Genomic DNA, 20896 nt, shown 5'->3' on the forward strand with positions numbered 1-20896 from the left:
GGCAAAGCCGGTTAGGATGGCGGCATGATTCGCCGCACCCTGTTGATCGCCGCCCTGTTCGCTGCCGTGCCAGTATTTGCGCAGGAACCGCCGCCGGCTCCGCCGACTCCGGCAGCCCCGACCACCGTGACGGTGGTGATGACCACCGCGCTTGGCCCCATCAGCATCGCCCTGGAAACCCAGCGCGCGCCGATCACTGCCAATTACATCCTGCGCCATGTCGATGAGCAGCGGCTGGATGGTGCCGCCTTCTACCGCGCCTACAAGATCACGCCGGATGGCAGCATGGGCCTGGTGCAGGGCGGCATCCAGGATGGCCGCAAGCTGTTGCCGCCGGTAGCGCACGAACCGACGAGCACCACCGGCCTGACCCATGATGAAGGCGCGATCAGCCTGGCCCGCGGCGCGCCCGGCACCGCGCAGGCGCAATTCTTCATCATCCTGGGAAGTTTGAAGGCGCTGGACGCCAACCCGGCCGGGACCGGCGACAATGAAGGCTATGCGGTGTTTGGCCGGGTGATCGAGGGCATGGATGTGGTGCGCCAGATCCTGAACGTGCCGATTTCGGCGACCAAGGGCGAAGGCGCCATGAAAGGCCAGATGATCGAAGCGCCGGTGAAGATCATCAGCGTCAAGCGGCTGATTCCATTACCGCCCAAGCCGATCGCGAAAAGGCCGGTGCCGAAACGACGGTAGTATGAATTCAAGCGCTTCAACTCCCTCCCCCTTGCGGTGAGGGAGTTGACCGCACTCAAGCCTACGCCGGATAAGGCGGCGCGTGCCAGCCCTTGGGCGACGCCGTGAAAATCTCGCAGCCCGTCTCGGTGATGCCGATGCTGTGCTCGAACTGCGCCGACAGTGAGCGGTCGCGCGTCACCGCGGTCCAGCCGTCTTCCAGCACCTTCACCGCCGGGCCGCCAGCGTTGATCATCGGTTCGATGGTAAAGAACATGCCGGGATGCAGCACAACGCCGCGCCCCGGCCGGCCGACATGCACAACGTTGGGCGCAGTGTGGAATTCCTTGCCCAATCCGTGCCCGCAGAAATCGCGCACCACACTCATGCGGTTCTTTTCGGCGTGGGTCTGGATGGCATGGCCGATATCGCCCAGCGTGTTGCCGGGCCTGGCCTGTTCGATGCCCAGCATCAGGCATTCGTACGTCACGTCCACCAGGCGCCTGGCTTTCAATGGCACGTCGCCCACCAGAAACATGCGGCTGGTGTCACCATACCAGCCATCGACCACCACCGTCACGTCGATGTTGACGATATCGCCGCTTTTCAGGCGTTTGGGGCCCGGAATGCCGTGGCAGACGACATGGTTCACCGATGTGCACAGCGAATGCGAGAAGCCGCGATAGAAAACGGTGGCCGAACTGGCGCCGGCGGCACGCACAAAATCCCAGGCCATGGTGTCAAGCTCGATGGTCGCCACTTCGGGCTGCACGAACGGCGTGAGGTAATCCAGCACTTCGGCGGCGAGCCGCCCGGCATGGCGCATGCCTTCGAAACCGGCCGGGCCGTGCAGGCGCAACTGGCCTTCGTGAGGGTCCATGATGGTGGTGTAGAGCGCCTGCGTCATGGCTTCACACATAGGCGTTGGCGGCCTCCAAGTCCATGTTGGGCATGACAAGTGCGCGCCGGAGCCTTAAGACGAGGCCATGACAGACGCCGCCCCCGACCAAAGTCGCATCTATACCGCCGCCCTGGTCATCATCGGGGACGAGATCTTGTCGGGCCGCACCCAGGATGCCAACACGGCCTATCTCGCCAAATGGCTGGGGGTGCAGGGCATCCGCCTGAAGGAAGTGCGCGTGGTCGCCGACGAGATGGACGCGATCGGCGATGCCGTGAACGCGCTCAGGGTGAAGCACGACTATCTGTTCACCACCGGCGGCATCGGCCCGACCCATGATGACATCACCGTCGATGCCATCGCCGCCGCGCTGGGTCGCCCGGTGATCGTTCACCCGGATGCCCGCGCCATCCTGGAAGGCCATTATGGTGACCAGTTGACCGAAGCGCGCCTGCGCATGGCCCGCACCCCCGAAGGCGCGCGCCTGATCGAAAATCCGCGCACCAAGGCCCCTGGCATCCGGGTGGAGAATATCTTCATCATGGCCGGCGTGCCGATGATCACGCAGGGCATGCTGGCCGCGCTGGATGGCCAGTTGCCTGGCGGTCTGCCGGTGCTGTCGCGCACGGTGGCGGCGTGGACGCAGGAGAGCAAGGCCGCCGAAGTGCTGCGCCGGGTCGAGCGCGCCAACCCCGGCGTGCAGATCGGCAGCTATCCCTTCTGGCGCGAAGGCAAGACCGGCGCCAATTTCGTCATGCGTTCAACCAGCACGGCACAATTGGCCGAGGTGGCCCAAATGCTGATGGCGGCGCTGGCCGAAATCGATATCACGCCGATCGACGGGGAACTATAATCCGTGAAGGTCAAACGCGGGGGCTCATCATGTCACTGATCCGCTACGTTTTCTTGATTGCGCTGGGGCTGGCCTTCGTGCTGCTCTCCGTGTCGAACTGGACATTGGTTGATTTCGTGCTGCCCGATGGCAGCCCGGCGTCGGTGCCATTGCCGTTGTTGCTGGCGGCGGCCTTCCTGGCCGGGGTGATCCCGACCTGGGCCTGGCATGCACTGCTGCGGCCGCTCGCTGGCAAAAGCCGCAGCCGCCGGCCCGAAAAGACCGAGCGGACCGAAGTGGCGCCCCCGCGGGCGCCGGCAATGACGCAGCCCGGCATCGTGCCGCCGGCTGGCGCCTGACCCGGGGCGGTTCGATGCTGGACAATCGGGTCTTTGTCGCTGCGGATGTGGCAGATGTCAGCGCTGCACGCGATCTGGTGGCCAAGGTCGCGCCATCGGTCGCCGGCCTGAAGCTCGGCCTCGAGTTTTTCTGCGCGCACGGCCCGGCGGGCATCGCGGCGGTGATGGCGGGCGCCGGACTGCCGCTGTTTCTCGACCTGAAGCTGCACGATATTCCCAACACGGTGGCCGGCGCGGTGGCCAGCCTGGCGCCGCTGGCCCCGGCCATATTGACGGTCCACGCCGCTGGCGGCGGTGCAATGCTGGCCGCGGCCCGCGCTGCTGCGCCCTCGCACACCAAGGTCGTTGCCGTCACGGTGCTGACCAGCCTGGATGACGGCGACCTGCTCAGTGCCGGTGTTGGCGATGGCAGCGCTGCGCAGGCCCTGCGGTTGGCGCGGCTGGCGCGGGACAGCGGCCTCGATGGCATCGTCTGTTCCCCGCACGAAGTCGCCGCCATCAAGGCGATCTGGCCCGAAGGCCTGTTCGTGGTGCCCGGCGTGCGCCCGGAAGGCAGCGCTGTGGGCGACCAGAAGCGCGTGATGACGCCGCGCGCCGCGCGCGATGCCGGCGCTGGCGTGCTGGTCATCGGCCGGCCGATCACCGCCGCGCCCGATCCGGCGGCGGCCGCCGCCGCCATCGCCGCCAGCCTGGCATGAGCCATACCCCGTTCAAGATCTGCGGCGTGAAGACGCACGATGTGCTCGATGCGTCCGTCGCGGCCGGTGCAGCGCATATCGGCTTCAACTTCTTCCCGCCCAGCCCGCGCGCGGTCGATCCGGCCCAGGCCGCACCGCTGATCGCGCGGGTGCCGGCGCATGTCGGCCGGGTGGCGGTGCTGGTCGCGCCCGATGATGAACTGGTCGCCGCGGTGGTTGCGGCCGGCATCACCATCCTGCAATTCCATGATGTGTCGGCGCAGCGGTTGGCGGAGCTGAAATCGCGTCACAACTTGCCGGTGTGGCTGGCGGCCGGGGTGCGCACCCGCGCCGACATTGCCACGGCCGAGCGGGAGGCCGGCCCGGCGGACCTGTTGCTCCTCGATGCCAAAGCGCCTAACAACGCGCCCTTGCCGGGCGGCAACGGCCTGGCCTTTGATTGGCGCCTGCTGATCGAGGGCCGGCCGGGCCGCGCGTTCGGTTTGGCCGGGGGCCTGCGCATCGAAACGGTGGCCGATGCCATCCGCCTGGTGGCGCCGGCGCTGGTGGATGTGGCTTCGGGTGTGGAAGAGGGTGCAGGCGTGAAATCGGTGAACAAGATCATGGCCTTTGCCAGCGCCGTGAGGGCAGCATGAACGCGCACGCAGGTTCCTTGCGCGCCGGCCCCGACGCGCGCGGCCATTTTGGCGAATTCGGCGGGCGTTATGTCGCCGAAACGCTGATGCCGCTGATCCTCGATCTGGAAAAGGCGTATACGGCGGCCAAGGCCGATCCGGCATTTCGCGCCGAGTTCGATGATCTGCTCACCCATTATGTCGGCCGCCCCAGCCCGCTCTATTTCGCCGAGCGGCTGACCGGGCATGTTCGCGCATTGGCAGCCGCCCAGGGCCGTCCGGATGGCGGCGCGAAAATCTATCTGAAGCGCGACGAGCTCAACCACACCGGCGCGCACAAGATCAACAACTGCATCGGCCAGATCCTGCTCGCCAAGCGCATGGGCAAGACGCGGATCATCGCCGAAACCGGCGCCGGCCAGCATGGCGTGGCCACGGCGACGGTTGCGGCGCGCTTCGGCCTGCCCTGCACCATCTTCATGGGTGCGCGCGATATCGAGCGGCAGGCGCCGAATGTGTTCCGCATGAAACTGCTCGGCGCCGAAGTGCGCAGCGTTGAATCCGGCAGCCGTACGCTGAAGGATGCGATGAACGAAGCGCTGCGCGATTGGGTGACCAATGTGCACGACACCTTCTACATCATCGGCACCGCGGCTGGCCCGCACCCCTATCCGGAACTGGTGCGCGATTTCCAGAGCGTGATCGGCATCGAGGCGCGCGCCCAGATTCTCGAGCGTGAAGGCCGCTTGCCCGATCTGCTGGTCGCGGCGATCGGCGGCGGTTCCAACGCCATCGGCCTGTTCCACCCGTTCCTGGATGATGCCGATGTCCGCATGATCGGCGTGGAAGCCGCCGGGCATGGCCTTGATACGCCCGAACATGCCGCATCGCTGGCCGGCGGGCGGGCAGGGGTGCTGCATGGCAACAAGACCATGCTGTTGCAGGATGAAGACGGCCAGATCACCGAGGCGCACAGCATTTCGGCCGGCCTCGATTATCCCGGCATAGGCCCCGAACATGCCTGGCTGCACGCGATTGGCAGGGTGGAATATCAGTCCGCCACCGATGGCGAAGCGCTGGATGCGTTCCAGATGATGTGCCGGGTGGAAGGCATCATCCCGGCGCTGGAGCCGGCGCACGCGCTGGCGGCGGTGGCGCGGATCGCGCCCGCCATGGACCGCGATCAGATCATCATCGCCAATCTGTGCGGCCGCGGTGACAAGGATATCTTCACCGTGGCCGAAGCGCTTGGGGTGACGTTGCTGTGAGCGCGCGTGCGACCCCTCTCCCGGGCCGCCTGCGGCGTCTCTCGACCTCTCCCCGCGGGGGAGAGGTGATGTTCTTGTTCACCTCTCCCCCTCGGGGAGAGGTCGGCTCGCGCGAAGCGCGGCGGGAGAGGGGCCTCCGCGCATGACCGCCGACCGCCTCTCCACCCGCTTCGCCGCCTGCGCTGCCGAAGGCCGCGCCGCGTTGGTGACGTTCGTCACCGCCGGTGATCCCGATCTTGCCACCAGCGCGCAGATATTGGCGGCGCTGCCGGGCGCCGGCGCCGATGTGATCGAAATCGGCATGCCGTTCACCGATCCGATGGCCGATGGCCCGGCGATCCAGCGCGGCAATATCCGGTCCCTGGGCGGCGGCACCACGCTTAAGCATCTGATCGCGATGGTTCGGGAATTCCGCGAGACCGACGCTGCCACCCCGGTGGTGCTGATGGGCTATTTCAACCCGATCCTCAGCTTCGGCCCGGAGCGTTTTGCTGCCGAAGCGAAAGCCGCTGGCATTGATGGCTGCATCGTCGTCGATCTGCCGCCCGAGGAAGCCAGCGAACTCACGCCCGCCTTGCAAGCCCATGGCCTGCATCTGGTGCGCCTGGCGACGCCGACCACCGATGCGGCGCGGTTGCCGGCGGTGCTCGATGGCGCATCGGGCTTTCTCTATTATGTCTCGGTGGCTGGCGTGACCGGTGCGGGCAGTGCCCAGGCCGGCGATGTTGCCGCCGCGGTGGCGCGCCTGAAGGCCGCCACCTCGCTGCCGATCGCGGTGGGTTTTGGTGTGCGCACCCCCGAACAGGCCGCCGCCGTGGCCGTGCATGCCGATGCGGTGGTGGTGGGCAGCGCCATCGTCGATGCCATTGGCGATGCGGCGGCCGCGCGCGCCAATGATATTCCGGCGCGAGTCGCCGCCCAGGTCGGCGCGCTGGCGCAGGCCGTCCGCACTGCAAGGCAGGAGCAAGCTGCATGAGCTGGATCACCCGTACCCGTCAGCAATTGACCGGTTTCCTCGCCAAGCGCGACACGCCGGAAAATCTGTGGACCAAGTGCAAGAATTGCGGCGCCATGGTCTATACCAAGGAATGGGAAGACAATGATCATGTCTGCCCGCGCTGTGATCATCATGATCGCATCGGCGGGCGGGTGCGGTTTGATCAGTTGTTCGACGGCGAATATCGCCTGCTGCCTGCGCCGCGCGTTGCCGAAGACCCGCTGAAGTTCAAGGATCAGAAGCGCTATGTCGACCGGCTGAAGGCGGCGCGCGCGCAGACGGGCGAACAGGATGCGATGCTGTGCGCCGATGGGCTGATCACTGGCCACCGTGCCATCGTGGGCGTGCAGGATTTTGCCTTCATGGGCGGATCGATGGGTATGGCAGTGGGCGAAACCTTCCTGTCCGGTGTCGATGCGGCGCTGGCCGCGCAGTGCCCGTTCATCATGTTCACCGCCGCTGGCGGCGCGCGCATGCAGGAAGGCATTCTCAGCTTGATGCAGATGCCGCGCACCACCGTTGGCATCCAGCAACTGAACGAGGCCGGTCTGCCCTATATCGTCGTGCTCACCGATCCGACCACCGGCGGCGTCACGGCCTCCTATGCCATGCTGGGCGATGTGCAGATTGCCGAACCCAATGCACTGATCGGCTTTGCCGGGCAGCGGGTGATCGAACAGACCATCCGCGAGAAATTGCCGGAAGGCTTCCAGCGCGCCGAATATCTGCTCGAACATGGCATGCTCGATATGGTGGTACACCGCCGCGATCTCAAACCCACGCTGGGCCAGTTGATCGGCCTGTTGATGGCGCGGCGGCTGGCGGCGTGAGCGCAGGCAGCGGCGGGGCTGGGGGCGCACCGCCAACCGGCGCGCGCATGCCGCCGGCCCGGTCGGACAATCCGGCCCTCGATGCGCTGCTGCGCAAGGCCTATGATCTGCACCCCACCGAGATTGATCTCACGCTCGGCCGGCTGGAACGGCTGCTGGAACGGCTCGGCAATCCGCACCACCGCCTGCCGCCGGTGTTTCATGTGGCAGGCACCAACGGCAAGGGATCGACCTGTGCGCTGCTGCGCGCCTGCCTGGAAGCGCAGGGCCACCGCGTGCATGTCTATACCAGCCCGCACCTCGTCCGCTTCAACGAACGCATCCGCCTGGCCGGGCAATTGATTGCCGATGATGCGCTGATCATGCTGTTGAAGGATGTGATCGGCCGCAATGGCGAGGCGCCGATCACCTTTTTCGAACTGACGACGGCGGCGGCGTTCCTGGCCTTTGCCACCATCCCGGCCGATGCCTGCATCATCGAGGTTGGCTTGGGCGGGCGCATGGATGCGACCAATCTGCTGCCCAGCGCGTTGGTGAGCGGCATCAGCCAGCTTGGCCTGGATCATCAGCAGTGGCTGGGGCCGACGATCCTGGATATCGCCCGCGAAAAGGCCGGCATCGCCAAGCGCGGCGTGCCGCTGGTGACCGGGCGCCATCCCGCCGCGGTGACGGCGCGCATTGCCGAAGTGGCGGGCCTGGCCGGCGCGCGCCTGGCCATCCGCGGCCAGGATTGGGATGCAGCGCTGTACGAAGGCCAGTTGCATTACCGCGACGACGCCGGCCGGCTGGCGTTGCCCTTGCCGCGCCTGGCCGGGCCGCACCAGCACGACAATGCCGCGCTGGCTGTGGCGATGCTGCGGGCGCAAAGCGCGCTGCCCGTGAAAGAGGCGGCGTTCAAGGCCGGCATGGGCTGGGCGGAATGGCCGGCGCGTCTGCAACGGCTGGACAGTGGCCCGTTGCCCGAACTGCTGCCGGCGGGCTCCAGCCTGTGGGTGGATGGCGGCCACAATCCAGCCGCCGGCAAGGCCCTGGCCGAAGCGGTGCGGCCGCTGCTGCAACCCGGCCAGCGGCTGTTGATCGTCGCCGGCATGCTGGCCGCCAAGGATGCCGAAGGTTTTCTGAAGCCGTTCGCCGGGATGGCGAGTGCGCTTTATGCGGTGCCGGTGCCCGGCCACGCCGCGCATGATCCGTCCTGGCTGGCCAGCGCTGCGTCGGCGATGGGCATGGCGGCGGTGACCGCCCCCGATCTGCGGCAGGCGTTGAAGGCGATTGCGCGGAACAGCGAGACAGCGCCGCTGGTGCTGGTGACCGGATCGCTGCACCTGGCCGGTAAGGCGCTGGCGCTGAACGGGCAGCCGCCGGTTTAAATCTTGGGGGTTGGGGATGCTTTCCCCCTAAAGTCCAAGTCATGCTGGCGCAGCCCAGCATCCACTGCGCCGCATGGGCGACATGTTGGGTTCTGGCGGCACAGTGGATGCTGGCCTTCGCCAGCATGACGGGTTGCTTTGGGTTCGGTCACACCCGCCGCACCAGCAACGACACCATGGCCAGCCACGGCACGTCCACCAGCACCTGCTGGCGCAGGCCGGGCGTTGTGGGCAGCAACTGGATGCGGTTGCCCTCCACCGCGATCAGGCGGCCGAAAGCGAAGCGGCCGGCCGGGCGGGGACAGACGATATCGCGGTTGATGGCTTGGCTGAACTGGCCGGGGGCAATGCGCCGCGCCCAGAGTTCATCGCCGGCGCGATAATCGCCCTGCGCGGCTTCCACCACCAGCCCGATCAGATCACCTTGCGGCTGCGGCGGCACCAGGGTGCGCGGGCGTTCCGGTGCGTCGGCGCCGCCGGCGCCGATGATCGCCGCCACCGGCACGTCGGCGCGATCCGGCATGGTCACCAGCGTGGAAACCGCGACGCCCATCGCCGTAGCGATGCGCTCCAGCCAATCGATGGAAACGGTGCGCATGCCGGTTTCCAGCCGGCCGATGGTCTGTGCCGTGGTGGGCGGCACGCAGGCAGCGGCAACATCGGCCATGGTGAGGCCACGGCTTTTCCTGACGTCGCGGATGCGGGTGAGCATATCTGGTTCCCCTAAATCACCTATATGGTTATCTCTGTCCTACAAATGCAGGAATATGCAAGAGGGTGGTGCGCAATTATGTGCCATAAGGGAGAATCATATGGCCAAACAGGTTCGTGATGACGATGATGTGCTGCCGCTCACCGAAAATCGCCTGATCGGCCGACGCACGCTGCCCAGCCCCGATGTGATCGACCGGGCAACGGTGACGGTGAATCACGCCGAACAGCCATTGGCCTGGCTGGCGCGGCGCGGCCACATCAGCGCGGTGCAATTGCAGGCCTCGGAACAGCTGCGCCGCGATTTCCACCTGGCGCAGCTCGGCCCGCGGCTGACGATGCGCTGGGACCCGCTGCCCGCCGTGCGGCGCAGCGGCTGCGGCCCGGAACCGAGCGGCGGCCAGATTGCGGCGCGCCAGCGGTTCGATGCGGCGGTGGCGGCCTGTGGCCCCGGCCTGTCGGATGTGCTGTGGCGTGTGGTGTGCATGGGCGAAGGCCTGGGAACCGCAGAAGCTGCATTGGGTTGGCCGGTACGGGCCGGAAAGCTGGTGCTGACACTGGCGCTCGACCGGCTGGTGGGCCATTATGGCCTGGATGCGATGGAGTGAGTGATGATGCGTTTGTGGATGGTGCCGCTTTTGCTGTTGGCAGCTTGTGGGCCAAAGCAAGTCTCTTTGGGGCGTGTTGGCGGCGCGCCGCCATCCATGGTGCTGAACACGCGGCTGCTCACCGCTGACGGCAACAACCTGGGCGAGGTGGAATTGCTGCAGATGGCAGACGGCGTGCAGTTGATCGCGCGCGTGTCTGGCTTGCCGGCCGGCATTTATGCCATGCACCTGCACGCCATCGGGCAGTGCAAGGGCCCGGATTTCACCAGCGCCGGGCCGCATTTCAATCCGCAAGGCAAACAGCATGGCCGTGACAATCCGATGGGCGCCCATGCCGGCGATCTGCCCAACATCATGGTGGATACGAAGATGGCGGGCGATGTGAACATCATGCTGCCCGGCCTGCGGCTGGCCGATGGGACCAATCCGTTGATCGATGCCGATGGCGCGGCGGTGGTGGTGCATGCCAAGGCCGATGATTATCGCACCGATCCCGCCGGCAATGCCGGCACGCGCATCGCGTGTGGAGAGCTGAAAAAACCGGGAAATGGGGCGACTGACGGGGCTTGAACCCGCGACCTCTGGTACCACAAACCAGCGCTCTAACCAACTGAGCTACAGTCGCCACATGCCTGTCGGCAGGGAGGGCGGGATAGACGAGGCGGCGGGCACTGGCAAGCGGGATTTGGGCGCTGGCGTGGGCGGGGCCATGTGCGATGGCGGTTGCGCGGCCTTGAAATCTTATTACAAGCGCCGGCAATATTCTCATTGCGGGAGCCACGCATGACCATCGCGGTCGATCTGGATCTGGTGCAACTGGCGGCGTTCGATGCCAGCGGCGCCGATGGCTTTGATGGGCATGAGCAGGTGGCGCTTGTCCGCCATTCGGCAAGCGGCCTGCATGCGATTGTCGCCATTCACAGCACCCATCTTGGCCCGGCTGCTGGCGGGGTGCGGCGCTGGGCCTATCGCAGTCAATCGCAGGCGCTGACCGATGCGCTGCGCCTGTCGCGCGGCATGAGTTACAAGAATGCCATGGCCGGCCTGGCGGCAGGTGGTGGCAAGGCGGTGGTGATTGCTGATGCACCGAAAACCGATGCGTTGCTGGGCGCTTTCGGTGATGCCGTGGCGCTGCTGGGCGGGCGCTATATCACTGCCGAGGATGTCGGCATGACCGAACATGACATGGTGGTGGTGGCGCAGCGCACGGCGCATGTCGCCGGCCTGCCGGTGGCGGCCGGGGCCGTTGGCGGCAATCCGGGGCCGTTCACGGCGCGCGGCGTGCTTGCCGGGATAAAGGCCGCGGTGCAGCACAAATTGGGCCGGGACGATCTGAAGGGCGTGCATGTCACGGTGCAGGGCGTTGGCAGTGTCGGCGGCGCGCTGGCCCGCGCGCTGGCCGCTGAAGGCGCACGGCTGACGCTGGCCGATGTGGACGCGCCGCGCGCTGCGGCCCTGGCGGCGCAACTGGGCGCGGCGCATGTGCCGGTGGGGGCGATCCTGGGGCTGGCCGCCGACGTGTTCAGCCCCAACGCGCTCGGCGCAATCCTGACCGAGACTAGCATCGCCGCGCTGGATGTGGCAATCGTCGCCGGAGCCGCCAACAACCAGCTCGCCACGGCCGAAGACGGTGCGCGACTGGCGGCGCGCGGCATCCTCTATGCGCCCGACTATGTGATCAATGCCGGCGGCATCATTTCGGTGGTCGCCGAATATCTGGCGAAGACCAAGGATGCGCCGGTTTCACTCGGGCGGGTGAATGCGGCGGCAGATGCCATCGGGCCGCGGTTGAGCGCGCTGTTTGCCGAAGCCGATCTTCAAGGCCTGCCGACAGACGTGGTGGCCGATCGCACCGCGCAGGCGCTGATCGGCCGTTAGCATCGACTTACGATTTGCGGTGATCTGCCGTCGCTTCGCCGTCCTTCTCTTCCTCCATCAGCACGGCATTGGCCCCGCTGGCGGACAGGCGCACGACGTCGCCTTCCACGCCGGCCACCAGCCCGCCGGCGATATAATGGTGGTGGCCATCATGCGAACCACTGTCGGCGCGGGTCAATTTTATGCGGTCGCCTTTCACATGATCCACGGTGCCGACCGGCGCGCCATCGGCACCGATTACCTTCATATGTTCGCGTACCAGCCCGAGATTGCTCATCCGTTTTCTCCTTGATGTTCGAACTGCCAACCAGCGGGCGCCCCGAATGTTCCCGGCGCGGCGAGCGGTGCATTTTCGCCGTTGGCCGCTGGAACCGCCGCCCGTGCCGCCGGGTTGGCTCTGCTGACCGCACGGGCGATTATCGCCTTTGCCGGCACAGGAGACCAACAATGGCGAGCGATCATGACACCACCGACACGGCCGTGGCCCGCGACGAAACCCACGAACTGATCAGCGCCAGCAAGGTGAACGGCACCGCTGTTTATGACAGCGAAGGCGAAAAGATCGGATCAGTGGACGATGTGATGCTGGAAAAGCGCTCCGGCGAAGTCGCCTATGCGATCATGAGCTTCGGCGGGTTTCTCGGCATCGGCGAACGCTTTCACCCACTGCCCTGGGATGTGCTGCGCTATGACGAAAGCCTCGGCGGCTACAATGTCGGCCGGGCCGCCGACGATTTCAAAGATGCGCCGAGCTACAGCCGCGACGAACTTGCCGGTCGCAGCACGTCGGGCTTCGACGATGTCGACGATTTCTACGCTGGCGCGGCGCGCACCGGTTATGGCGGCGGCATGTACGGATAGGCCCCGCGCGATGCGACGGCCGCAGCGGTGCCTTGCCGCTGCGGCCGTTTCGCATTCCCGGTGCGGGCGCGATGCCGCACTGCAATGTGCCCGGCCCGATTTGCATCGCGGCCGGCCGGCGACGCCTCAAGGCTGGGCGTTCGGGCCCGATCGATCGCTGCTGAGGCTGCCGCCCTTCAACGCATCTGCAAGCAATGGCCGGCGTTCACGCACATAGACTTTCCGACATGATGCTTCGTGATGGCATTGGAGTGTCGGCATGCTTTACACAATTCAATGATTAATGAATAATTTATATCGTTAAATCATATGGTTGCATGAATTCCGGGTGTTGGCACGTTTCCTGCTTAGCTCGAGACGCATCCATATGAAGGGCTTTATAATGATGAAGATTTTGCTCCCGCTTCTGGCCTCTGTCGCCATTGCCACCCCGGCAGCGGCCGTGCTCACGTTGACCACGCAGAACCGCAGCTTCTCGCTCGCCACGCTTGACGACGCGGCGATCGTGGCGCGTATCAATAATTTCAGCAATTTCAATTCGTTCGACCTGACTGGCCACACGCTTCGCAGCGTCACGCTGACCGCCGTCTACAACATCAACGGCCGTGTCGATGCCACCAACAGCGCCACTGGCGGTACCGCAGCGAGCCGCCGCCGTGATGTGTCGGCCGCCTATCAGCTGGACGCAGCGACAACGGGTGAAGGCTTCTCGCTTTCGGGTTCGGACACCATGAGCCAGACCGAGAACATAGCGGGCCAGGGCACGGTGCGCACCCTCAATCTGCTTAATCCGACCTTCACGCGCACTCAGACCTTGACCAGCAACCTGTCGGGCTTCGTGACGGGTGGCGTGCAGATTGCGACCAACGCGTCGGCGCTGTTCACGTCCGTGCCGGCGGCCAATGTCAGCTACGGTCTCCCCAGCATCACCGGTGGCCAGGCGCAGTTCACGCTGACCTATGCCAGCGCCATTCCTGAGCCCGCCGTCTGGGCGATGCTGCTCGTCGGTTTCGGCATGGTTGGCGCAGCCGCCCGTCGCCGCAAGGCCGCCGTCGCCGCCTGAAGCTGCGCACGCAAGATCAAGGCCGTCGGTGCTCCAGACACCGGCGGCCTTTTTCGTTGGCAGGCGCGGTTGAACCCCATGCTGAACATTCAGCGGCGGCGATCGCAGATTACCCGAATGCTTTGCCCCCGCACCGGCCGAACCCAAATGACGCGAACACCATGGCCGTTTGACAGGGCGCCTCCGGCGTTCGGGCGGGGTGCGGATCCAACGCAATCTCCCCGAAGGATCAGTTGGTCCAACCGCCATCGATGACGTGCGCGACGCCGGTGGTGTAGCTGGCTTCGTCTGACGCCAGATAAACCGCCAGTGCCGCCACCTCCTCTGGCCGGCCCATCCGGCCCGACGGCTGGGCGGCAATGAATTTGGCGCGCGCGGCTGCGGGATCGGGCTGGTCGTTCAGGCGGCCGGCCAGCGACGGCGTGTCGATCGTGCCGGGGCAGATGGCATTCACCCTGATGCCGTGCGCGACGAAATCCGCTGCCAGCGCCTTGGTCAGCCCGATCACCGCCGCCTTGGTGGTGCAATAGGCAAAGCGCGCTGGCAGCGCCTTGATGGTGGAGGCCACCGAAGCGATGTTGATGATGCTGCCGCTGCCGCGCGCGATCATGCCGGGCAGGGCGGCGCGGCAGGTGCGGACCATCGAAGTGACATTCAGATCCCAGGTGAATTCCCAATCCGCGTCGGTGAGATCCAGGATGGTGCCGCGGTGGACGAAGCCGGCGCAGTTGAACAAGATGTCCGGCGCCGCGCCCGACAGCGCGGCGATCACCGCGTCGCCATCGCGCACATTCAGCCGCGCCGTGGCAATGCCGGGGTGCTCGGCCGCCAGGCTGGCCAGCGCGGCGGCATCGATATCGGTGGCGGTGACCATCGCGCCCTCCCGCGCAAAGGCCAGCGCGGTCGCCCGCCCGATGCCAGCCCCTGCCGCCGTGACGAACGCTGTCTTGCCTGCCAGCCGATCCATGTGATGTCCTTTCCGATCCCGCCCTGCGATGCCTGTTTCAATAATCCCGCTTCCACCGCACCGACGCGCTGGTGCCGCCCAGCGTCGCGACTGAACTGAGCACGGAAAGCGACCGTGTCAGGCCGATCTCGATGCTGGTCGCCGTGTAGCCGCCGGCATCCGTCGCCACCTCCACATAGACGTTGCGGCCGAGATATTGCCCGGCGGCGACCGTGGTCTTGCGGCCCGTGGTGATATCGGCGGGCAGGATGCGCAGGCGGTCGATGCCAAGGCCGCGGCTGACGGCGCCGATGGGGTTGAAGCCGTTGCCGCCGCGCAGTGACGTCAACGCGCCGGCAAGCTGGATGGCTTCGGGGGCAGACAGATCGGTGACGCTGCTGCCGAACAGCACGCGGGACAACACTTCGTCTTCGGGCAGCGCCGGCACGGAACTGAACTTGATCTGCGGGCGCTGCGCCGTGCCATCGATGTTGAGCAGCGCCGAAAAACCATTGCCGCTGTTTTCCGCCGCCACGGCCAGGATCGGATCGGGCGGGTAGCCGCCCAGGAAGCGGATATCACCGCGGGTGAGCTGAAAGCGCTTGCCGGCGAAATCATAATCGCCGCGCACCAGTTGCACCCGGCCGAACACTTCGGGCGCGGTGGCGCCGCCGCGCAGCCGCACATCGGCCTGCCATTCGCTGTTGATGCCCATGCCGGTCACCTTCAGGCTGCGATCGGCGGTGATGTTGAGATTGTAGAGCCAGCGGGTCGGCGCGACATATTGGACGACGCGACGGCCGAGCAGGCGGCTGTTCTTTTCCGTCACGGTCAGCACCGGCACGTCGGCGGCACCGGTGCGGCCAATGCGATATTCGGCGCGGGACAATTTGATCGGGCCGGAGACGACGCCGCCATATTCGTCGGTCGCGATCCGGACCGTGCCGCTGCCGGTGGCGGTGATGTCGTCGCGGCCCAATATGGCGGCGTCCTTCAAGGTCAGGCGGATATCGAGCGGGAAGCCGCGTTCATAGCTGAGATCGATCTTGCCCGATCCGGTGATGCTGCCGCTGCCGGAAGTGCCGGAAAAGCGCGTGAGTTCGAGCACGGAGGCGGTGAAGCGCGCGTCCAGGCTGGCCTTGGTCGCCACTGCACCCAGCACCGGCACTTCGACCCGCGCGTCCCGTGCCAGCAGGCGGCCCGCCACCTGCGGATCGCCGAGCGTGCCCGACACGTCCGCCGCCAATTGCACATTGCCCCGCACATCGAGCGCGGTGAGCCCCGAAAGCCCCCAGAAATCCTGCGCCGGGCCGGCATAGCGCAACTGGCCGGTGACGCTGGCGGCAAACAGGCGCGGCACCAGATCGGTGGAGGTGATGCCATCCACGATGGTGCTGGCCGGGAAGGGGCCGAGCCGGGCCTGGGCGCGGCCCTCGATCTTGCCGCCGCGCACGATGACGGCGCGCAGCACGGTGCCTTCGGCGCCCAGCGCGGCGTTCAGCCCGACATCGATCGGCGTGGAGGTGGCAGCGACCGTGCTGCGCGACAAGCCGTTCAGGCGCAATGCGGCGGTGCCCAGCGGCACGCCGCCATCATCGAGCCGCAGCGCCAGCGTGCCGGAGACGCGGCCGCCGAGATTGAGCGAGGGGTAGGCAATGCCCAGCATCTGCAGCGAGACCTTGTCCAGACTGGCATCGATGCGTTTGGTTTCGCCCCAATCGCCGGACAGATCGGCACTGCCGAGCGCGCTGGTGAGCGTCACCCGTGCCAGGTGCCAGCCGGCGGCATCGTTGGTGATCACCGCCGGGCCGGCCAGCCGCGCCTCCCGTCCGGCATAATCGCCGCCGAAGGTCACCTGATATCGCCCCGGCGATATTTGCGCGGTGAAGCCCAGCTTGAAGGCTTCGCCGCTGGTGCCGGCGATCTCGAGCCGGGCGGTGCCGCGCCCATCGATCAGCTTGACGCTGCCGGTGGCGCTTTCGAGTTGCAACGAGCCGCGTTCAAGGCCCGACAGCGCCAGATCGCCGGTGAGATCGGTGCCATCGGGGGCCAGTGCCAGCCGCCCCGTGAGGGCGAGTTTCTCGATGCTGACCGGGGTGGCGGCGGTGAGGCTGACATTGCTGCCGGCCAGCTTCAGCGCGGCGGTCTGCACGCCGGCCTCCGCGGCCAGCACGGCGCTGCCATCGAGGCCCTTGCCGGCAAGCGAGAGCGTACCGGCAAATGGCCCCGCGCTGGTTTGCACCAATTGCCCGCGCGCGACGAAGCCAGCGGCCTCCAGCCGTTCGACATCCAGGGTGACGCGCGGATCAAGGCCGATGCCGGCGGCGAGCTTGACCGGCCCCAGCGCCGATTGCGCGTCGGCATCGATCTGCCAGATGGTGCCATTGCGGTTGAGCCGCGCGGCAACGGCCGTGAGACCATAGCCGGGCCGAGGCAGTTGCGCATTGATCTGCGGCGCCGCCAGCGTGCCGCGCGCTGCCACGGTGAACGGCCCCCAATCGCGGCTCTGGCCGGTGGCGGCCAGGCTGATGCTGCCACCGGGTTGCCAGCCGGCGCTGCCCTTCGCCGTCAGTTGCGGCGCGGTCAGCGCCAGATCGGCAAGGGTGACCACCAGTCCGGGGGCGAGGTTGAAGGTCCCGGCCAGCACCGCCGGGCCGCCGGCCAGATCGGCGATGGTACCGGCCGGGATGCTGGCGGCGCTCAGGCGAAAATCGCCGTAGCCGATGACACTCTTGCCGCTGGCACCGGCCAGGCGCGCGGTGACCGTCACCGCACTGCTGCCGATTTGCGGCAGCAACCAGCCGCGCGCACTGCCTTCGAGGTTGGTGGCCCAAACGCCGGTTGCAGGTCGGTAAGCGGCACTGCCGGTCAGCCGCAAGGGCCCACTGTTGGCGCGCAGCGCCTGCACCTGAATCTGGCCGTTGATCCAGCGCAACTGCCCATCGCCGCGCCAGCCGCCGGCGATCGGTGCCAGCGAGTCCGGCAGGCCGGTGACGCTGCCGACGGTGATCTGCACCGGCAGGCGCAGTGGGCGCTCGTTCAGATCGGCGATGCCGGCGGCGCTGACATCGCCAAGCGCCACACCGCCCTTGCCGCCCACCACGAGGCGCTTCAGCAGCAGCCGCGCATCGATCAGCGGCGCCAGCAACGGCCCGGCCGCCTTGGCGGTGAGCACTGCGCCGCTGAGGCCGAGATCCCGCGCCAGAGCGGCGCTGTCGGCCAGCACCACCCGCGCACTGGTTTCGGACAATTGCTCGCTGGCGCGGTTGATGCGGCCGCTGGCGCTGGCGGTGATGGCGGTGCCGGCAATGGACAGGCGGGTTTTCAGCGTTTCGGCTTCGGGCACCACCTGCGCCGTGAGGGACAGGCCGTCCTTCAGCAGCGCGGCAGCATCACCGGCCAGCAGTTGCGCCGGATCGATGCGGCCATCGGCGCTGATCGTGCCATCACGGGACATCAGTGCCAGATCGGCCATCGGGGTGCGTGACGTGCCGATGGTGGCCGTGATGCGGCCGTCCCAGCGCTGCCAGCGGCCATTGCCATTGGCGCTGATCGCCAGCGGCCCCTTCAGCCCGGCGAGCGTGGTGACAAGACCGCCGGCCGGCGCGTGCAGCCTGGCCGCGAGCTTGAAACGGTCGCGATCCGGTTCGGCATCGAGCAGCAGATCAAGCGTGTCGCCGCCGCTGCCATCGAGCACGCGCGCCAGCAACGCCACCTGCGCGCGCCCCGTGGCGATATCGATGCGGCCACGCCCGGTGGCGGCGCGCGCCTTGCCGGCAAGGCCCTCGGCCAGTTCCAGCCGACCGATCGACAGCGCGGCAATGGCGATATCCTGATCCGGCAGCAGCCGCGGGTCTTTGGTGGGCAACAATTCGGGCCAGCGGGCGATCCTTGCCGTGCCGGCGTGCACCGCGCGGGCGACGAAGCGCTTGTTCAGCAGTTGCAGCGGCTGCCAATCCAGCTCCAGCCGATCGATGCTGGCGAACTGGCCCTTGGGATCATGGGCGGTGATGCCGATCAGCGTGGCCTTGTTCCAAAGGCTGCCATCAATGCGCTGCACCCGGAAATACAGGCCGCTTTCGAGGTTGATGCCAGGAATTTGCCGCACCAGCAGCGCGCGGCCGGGCGGCGTGTCGAGCGCGAACGGCAGCGCCGCAAGCAGCGCCAGCAGCAGCGTAAGGAACAGCGTCGGGACCAGCCACAGCCAGCGCTTGCGGGGGTGCGGCACCGCCATCAGAAGGCCTGCCCGATGGAGACGTAGAACACCACGCGCGGATCGCCGGCCTGCGGATTGAGCGGCGTCGCAATATCGATGCGGATCGGACCGAAGCCGGTGTAGAACCGCGCGCCGATGCCGGCGCCCAGCGACAATCGATCAAAGGCCGGGGTGGTGCCGGTGGACACTTCACCGGCATCGATGAAGGCGGCCAGCCCCAGATCCTGGCCCCAGGCCTGAAAGCGGTAGCGGCCTTCGACGGCCAGTTCGGTGACGCTGTTGCCGCCGGTGGGCACATTGTCGGCATTGCGCGGGCCGACGCCCTGGAACACATAACCGCGCACCGATCCGCCGCCGCCGGCATAGAAACGCCGATCGGGCGCGATGACGCCGCGGCTGGCGCCGACGATGCTGCCGATGTGGAAGCGTGCCGCGACCACCAGATCGCCGAACGGCTGGTAGGCGGTGGTTTCGAATTGCGCCTTCACATAATTGAAATTGCTGCGGTCGCGCAGGGTGATTTCCGGCGACAGGCGCGCCGTGAGGCGAAGGCCGCGCGACGGGTTGAGCAGATCGTCGGATTTGTCCCAGGTCACGCTCATCGGCAGCGCGGCAACGGTGAAAGTGCGGCGCGGATCGCCAGGCACGGATCGGTCGCGCTGGCTGGTGATCAGCGCCTGCGCACCCAGGCTCCAGGTCCAGTCCTTCTGCCAGATGATGTTCGATTCGCGGGCCAGCGCGGCGGTGATCCCCAGCGTTTCAGCAGCAAAGGCGAACTGCTGGCTGGCAGTGAAGCCGCCGCTCACCAGCAATTGCCGGTCACGCTTGCGGAAATTGCGCTTGCGCAGTTCCAGCTGGGCCACTTGTTCGCGTTCGGCAGCAACGGCGCGGGCGGTGAACGCGCCTTCGGGCGGGAACAGATTGCGGTGCGTCCAGCTGCCTTCCAGCCGCACGCCCTGTCCGGTCGAATAACCACCCGACAGCGCAATGGTGCGCGGCGGCGCGGCTTCGGAGCTGATCTCCAGATCGACCGCCTGGCGGCCATCCGCCAGCACCGGGCCTTCGACGGCCTTCACGGCAACGGCGCCGAACAGGCCGGTCTGCACCAGCGCGCGGCGCAGATCCTCACGGCCGGCGTTGCTGTAACGATCGCCGGATTTGAAGCGGCTCAGCAGGCCGATATGGTCATTGCCCATGCCCTTCACCGCATTGTCGCTTCGGATGGTGCCGAATAGGCCGCGCCGGCCCAGATCGATGCGCTGCGTGAGCGTGGCATCGCGGCTGGCGTGATCGATGACAATATCGGGCGCGGCGATGCGCGGAAATGGATAGCCGGCATCGGCCAGGCGGGTGGGCAGCGCATCCTGCGCCGATTGCACGCGCGCAGCCTCCACGGCGTCGCCAACGCGGATCGGCAGCAGGCGGGTGACGATCCGGGCGGGATCGGCGGTTTGCGCCGCACCCTCCGGTGGCAGGATGCTGATCCCGGCAAAGCTGTACAGCGGCCCCGGCTCCACGCTGATCTTGACCACGCTGTCGCGCTGGCCGGCGGCGGGCGGGTTCACGCTGGTTGTGACCGTGCTGCCATAATGGCCGATCGAGCGCAGCAGCAGCTCGGCCAGATCGCGATCCTCGGTGATGCGGCGCGACAGTTGCGCCAGGTTGGTATCCTCGCCGCGTTGCCGATACAGGCTGGACAGCGCACGGAATTCGTCATCCAGGCCCAGAGTGTCCAGGCCGGCTGCCTCGATGCGGTATCGGATGGCGGCGGTCGCGGCTTCGGGTTCGGCGCTGGTGGTGGATGCGACATCGGGCCACGCCACGGCAGCGCCGCCGGGGAGATCGGGGAGCGGCGCATCCGGGGCCGGGATGGGATCGCCAGCATCGCCAGGCGCGGTTTCCGCTGGGGGAGTGGGTAGGGGAACGGGCAGGGGTGTGGGCTGTGCCCGCACGGCAGCGCCAAACAGGCCGCAGGCGGCAAGCAGGATCGGAGCGACACGCACGAGCGACCTGTTAGCCGATGTGGTGCGGCCAAGCCACTGGCGAGAATCCGCGCGCTGGTGCATGGGCTT

20 protein-coding genes and 1 tRNA gene are annotated in these 20896 nt (G+C 67.1%); 14 read left to right on the top strand and 7 right to left on the bottom strand.

Translation table 11 applies throughout. The features are described from left to right. Positions 1 to 24 precede the first annotated feature (24 nt). On the top strand, positions 25 to 696 hold the full coding sequence (locus ABWP22_RS14275) for a peptidylprolyl isomerase (protein ID WP_353200653.1): 672 nt from the start codon (positions 25 to 27) through the stop codon (positions 694 to 696). 61 nt (positions 697 to 757) lie between these two features. Here the strand turns inward: ABWP22_RS14275 and map are convergent, their stop codons facing one another. Beyond that, positions 758 to 1582 (bottom strand): type I methionyl aminopeptidase, encoded by an 825-nt coding sequence (gene map, locus ABWP22_RS14280; protein WP_353200654.1) that lies wholly within the window; start codon positions 1580 to 1582, stop codon positions 758 to 760. A 79-nt stretch (positions 1583 to 1661) separates the two neighbouring features. On the opposite strand from map, the gene ABWP22_RS14285 reads away from it, so the two are divergent. The 8 genes from ABWP22_RS14285 (at position 1662) to ABWP22_RS14320 (ending at position 8541) form a co-directional block, all read left to right on the top strand. Continuing rightward, positions 1662 to 2429, top strand: a complete 768-nt coding sequence (locus ABWP22_RS14285; RefSeq protein ID WP_353200655.1) for a competence/damage-inducible protein A — start codon at positions 1662 to 1664, stop codon at positions 2427 to 2429. Between the two features lie 29 nt (positions 2430 to 2458). Then, positions 2459 to 2767, top strand: coding sequence for a hypothetical protein (locus ABWP22_RS14290; RefSeq protein WP_353200656.1), 309 nt, complete (start codon positions 2459 to 2461; stop codon positions 2765 to 2767). Positions 2768 to 2784: 17 nt separating this feature from the next. Further along, positions 2785 to 3465 carry an orotidine-5'-phosphate decarboxylase gene (gene pyrF, locus ABWP22_RS14295; RefSeq protein ID WP_353200715.1) on the top strand — a complete coding sequence of 227 codons (681 nt, stop codon included), beginning with the start codon at positions 2785 to 2787 and terminating at the stop codon, positions 3463 to 3465. Continuing rightward, complete coding sequence (locus ABWP22_RS14300; protein WP_353200657.1) at positions 3462 to 4100, top strand: phosphoribosylanthranilate isomerase; 639 nt, start codon at positions 3462 to 3464, stop codon at positions 4098 to 4100. The genes pyrF and ABWP22_RS14300 overlap by 4 nt, the downstream gene beginning before the upstream one ends. Then, a complete protein-coding gene (gene trpB / locus ABWP22_RS14305) occupies positions 4097 to 5347 on the top strand; it encodes a tryptophan synthase subunit beta (RefSeq protein ID WP_353200658.1) in 1251 nt (416 codons plus the stop codon). Before ABWP22_RS14300 ends, trpB begins: the two co-directional genes overlap by 4 nt. A gap of 142 nt (positions 5348 to 5489) precedes the next feature. Beyond that, the gene (gene trpA / locus ABWP22_RS14310) at positions 5490 to 6323 is read left to right on the top strand and encodes a tryptophan synthase subunit alpha (protein ID WP_353200659.1); all 834 of its coding nucleotides are present in this window, start codon (positions 5490 to 5492) and stop codon (positions 6321 to 6323) included. Next, complete coding sequence (gene accD / locus ABWP22_RS14315) at positions 6320 to 7174, top strand: acetyl-CoA carboxylase, carboxyltransferase subunit beta (protein WP_353200660.1); 855 nt, start codon at positions 6320 to 6322, stop codon at positions 7172 to 7174. The genes trpA and accD overlap by 4 nt, the downstream gene beginning before the upstream one ends. Positions 7175 to 7221: 47 nt before the next feature. Continuing rightward, positions 7222 to 8541, top strand: a complete 1320-nt coding sequence (locus tag ABWP22_RS14320) for a bifunctional folylpolyglutamate synthase/dihydrofolate synthase (protein ID WP_353200716.1) — start codon at positions 7222 to 7224, stop codon at positions 8539 to 8541. Positions 8542 to 8689: 148 nt separating this feature from the next. On the opposite strand, the gene ABWP22_RS14325 is transcribed toward ABWP22_RS14320, so the two are convergent. Continuing rightward, positions 8690 to 9253, bottom strand: a complete 564-nt coding sequence (locus tag ABWP22_RS14325) for a helix-turn-helix domain-containing protein (RefSeq protein ID WP_353200661.1) — start codon at positions 9251 to 9253, stop codon at positions 8690 to 8692. 100 nt (positions 9254 to 9353) lie between these two features. Here ABWP22_RS14325 and ABWP22_RS14330 point away from each other — a divergent pair, with 100 nt between their 5' ends. Beyond that, positions 9354 to 9860 (top strand): DUF6456 domain-containing protein, encoded by a 507-nt coding sequence (locus ABWP22_RS14330; RefSeq protein WP_353200662.1) that lies wholly within the window; start codon positions 9354 to 9356, stop codon positions 9858 to 9860. Between the two features lie 96 nt (positions 9861 to 9956). Next, a complete protein-coding gene (locus tag ABWP22_RS14335; protein ID WP_353200663.1) occupies positions 9957 to 10430 on the top strand; it encodes a superoxide dismutase family protein in 474 nt (157 codons plus the stop codon). Here the strand turns inward: ABWP22_RS14335 and ABWP22_RS14340 are convergent. Beyond that, a tRNA-His gene (locus tag ABWP22_RS14340) sits at positions 10409 to 10485 on the bottom strand. The two genes, ABWP22_RS14335 and ABWP22_RS14340, sit on opposite strands and share 22 nt — an antisense overlap. 158 nt (positions 10486 to 10643) lie before the next feature. On the opposite strand from ABWP22_RS14340, the gene ABWP22_RS14345 reads away from it, so the two are divergent. Then, positions 10644 to 11738 (top strand): Glu/Leu/Phe/Val dehydrogenase family protein, encoded by a 1095-nt coding sequence (locus ABWP22_RS14345; RefSeq protein ID WP_353200664.1) that lies wholly within the window; start codon positions 10644 to 10646, stop codon positions 11736 to 11738. A 7-nt stretch (positions 11739 to 11745) separates the two neighbouring features. Here the strand turns inward: ABWP22_RS14345 and ABWP22_RS14350 are convergent, their stop codons facing one another. Then, positions 11746 to 12015, bottom strand: coding sequence for a DUF2171 domain-containing protein (locus ABWP22_RS14350; protein WP_353200665.1), 270 nt, complete (start codon positions 12013 to 12015; stop codon positions 11746 to 11748). 170 nt (positions 12016 to 12185) lie between these two features. Between ABWP22_RS14350 and ABWP22_RS14355 the strand changes: the two genes are divergently transcribed. Both ABWP22_RS14355 and ABWP22_RS14360 read left to right on the top strand, forming a co-directional pair. Continuing rightward, the gene (locus ABWP22_RS14355) at positions 12186 to 12599 is read left to right on the top strand and encodes a PRC-barrel domain-containing protein (protein WP_353200666.1); all 414 of its coding nucleotides are present in this window, start codon (positions 12186 to 12188) and stop codon (positions 12597 to 12599) included. A gap of 385 nt (positions 12600 to 12984) precedes the next feature. Then, positions 12985 to 13662 carry a PEPxxWA-CTERM sorting domain-containing protein gene (locus ABWP22_RS14360; protein WP_353200667.1) on the top strand — a complete coding sequence of 226 codons (678 nt, stop codon included), beginning with the start codon at positions 12985 to 12987 and terminating at the stop codon, positions 13660 to 13662. Between the two features lie 229 nt (positions 13663 to 13891). On the opposite strand, the gene ABWP22_RS14365 is transcribed toward ABWP22_RS14360, so the two are convergent. From ABWP22_RS14365 to ABWP22_RS14375, 3 genes are read right to left on the bottom strand one after another with little or no spacing between them, the layout of a single operon-like run. After that, positions 13892 to 14629, bottom strand: coding sequence for an SDR family oxidoreductase (locus tag ABWP22_RS14365; RefSeq protein WP_353200668.1), 738 nt, complete (start codon positions 14627 to 14629; stop codon positions 13892 to 13894). Positions 14630 to 14666: 37 nt separating this feature from the next. Continuing rightward, positions 14667 to 18842, bottom strand: a complete 4176-nt coding sequence (locus tag ABWP22_RS14370) for a translocation/assembly module TamB domain-containing protein (RefSeq protein WP_353200669.1) — start codon at positions 18840 to 18842, stop codon at positions 14667 to 14669. Next, entirely contained in the window at positions 18842 to 20827 is a 1986-nt protein-coding gene (locus ABWP22_RS14375) for an autotransporter assembly complex protein TamA (RefSeq protein WP_353200670.1), read from the bottom strand. Before ABWP22_RS14375 ends, ABWP22_RS14370 begins: the two co-directional genes overlap by 1 nt. Between the last annotated feature and the right edge of the window lie 69 nt (positions 20828 to 20896).

The organism is Sandarakinorhabdus sp. (assembly GCF_040398665.1).
Lineage (GTDB): Bacteria > Pseudomonadota > Alphaproteobacteria > Sphingomonadales > Sphingomonadaceae > Sandarakinorhabdus.

Bases quoted from the DNA above. Each gene is read 5' to 3' on its own strand.
- ABWP22_RS14370 (WP_353200669.1), bottom strand. From the start codon at position 18,842: ATGGCGGTGCCGCACCCCCGCAAGCGCTGGCTGTGGCTGGTCCCGACG.
- ABWP22_RS14275 (WP_353200653.1), top strand. From the start codon at position 25: ATGATTCGCCGCACCCTGTTGATCGCCGCCCTGTTCGCTGCCGTGCCA.
- ABWP22_RS14300 (WP_353200657.1), top strand. From the start codon at position 3,462: ATGAGCCATACCCCGTTCAAGATCTGCGGCGTGAAGACGCACGATGTG.
- accD (WP_353200660.1), top strand. From the start codon at position 6,320: ATGAGCTGGATCACCCGTACCCGTCAGCAATTGACCGGTTTCCTCGCC.
- ABWP22_RS14335 (WP_353200663.1), top strand. From the start codon at position 9,957: ATGGTGCTGAACACGCGGCTGCTCACCGCTGACGGCAACAACCTGGGC.
- ABWP22_RS14290 (WP_353200656.1), top strand. From the start codon at position 2,459: ATGTCACTGATCCGCTACGTTTTCTTGATTGCGCTGGGGCTGGCCTTC.
- ABWP22_RS14365 (WP_353200668.1), bottom strand. From the start codon at position 14,629: ATGGATCGGCTGGCAGGCAAGACAGCGTTCGTCACGGCGGCAGGGGCT.
- ABWP22_RS14345 (WP_353200664.1), top strand. From the start codon at position 10,644: ATGACCATCGCGGTCGATCTGGATCTGGTGCAACTGGCGGCGTTCGAT.
- ABWP22_RS14285 (WP_353200655.1), top strand. From the start codon at position 1,662: ATGACAGACGCCGCCCCCGACCAAAGTCGCATCTATACCGCCGCCCTG.
- ABWP22_RS14320 (WP_353200716.1), top strand. From the start codon at position 7,222: ATGCCGCCGGCCCGGTCGGACAATCCGGCCCTCGATGCGCTGCTGCGC.
- ABWP22_RS14325 (WP_353200661.1), bottom strand. From the start codon at position 9,253: ATGCTCACCCGCATCCGCGACGTCAGGAAAAGCCGTGGCCTCACCATG.
- map (WP_353200654.1), bottom strand. From the start codon at position 1,582: ATGACGCAGGCGCTCTACACCACCATCATGGACCCTCACGAAGGCCAG.
- trpA (WP_353200659.1), top strand. From the start codon at position 5,490: ATGACCGCCGACCGCCTCTCCACCCGCTTCGCCGCCTGCGCTGCCGAA.
- ABWP22_RS14360 (WP_353200667.1), top strand. From the start codon at position 12,985: ATGAAGATTTTGCTCCCGCTTCTGGCCTCTGTCGCCATTGCCACCCCG.
- ABWP22_RS14330 (WP_353200662.1), top strand. From the start codon at position 9,354: ATGGCCAAACAGGTTCGTGATGACGATGATGTGCTGCCGCTCACCGAA.
- ABWP22_RS14355 (WP_353200666.1), top strand. From the start codon at position 12,186: ATGGCGAGCGATCATGACACCACCGACACGGCCGTGGCCCGCGACGAA.
- ABWP22_RS14350 (WP_353200665.1), bottom strand. From the start codon at position 12,015: ATGAGCAATCTCGGGCTGGTACGCGAACATATGAAGGTAATCGGTGCC.
- trpB (WP_353200658.1), top strand. From the start codon at position 4,097: ATGAACGCGCACGCAGGTTCCTTGCGCGCCGGCCCCGACGCGCGCGGC.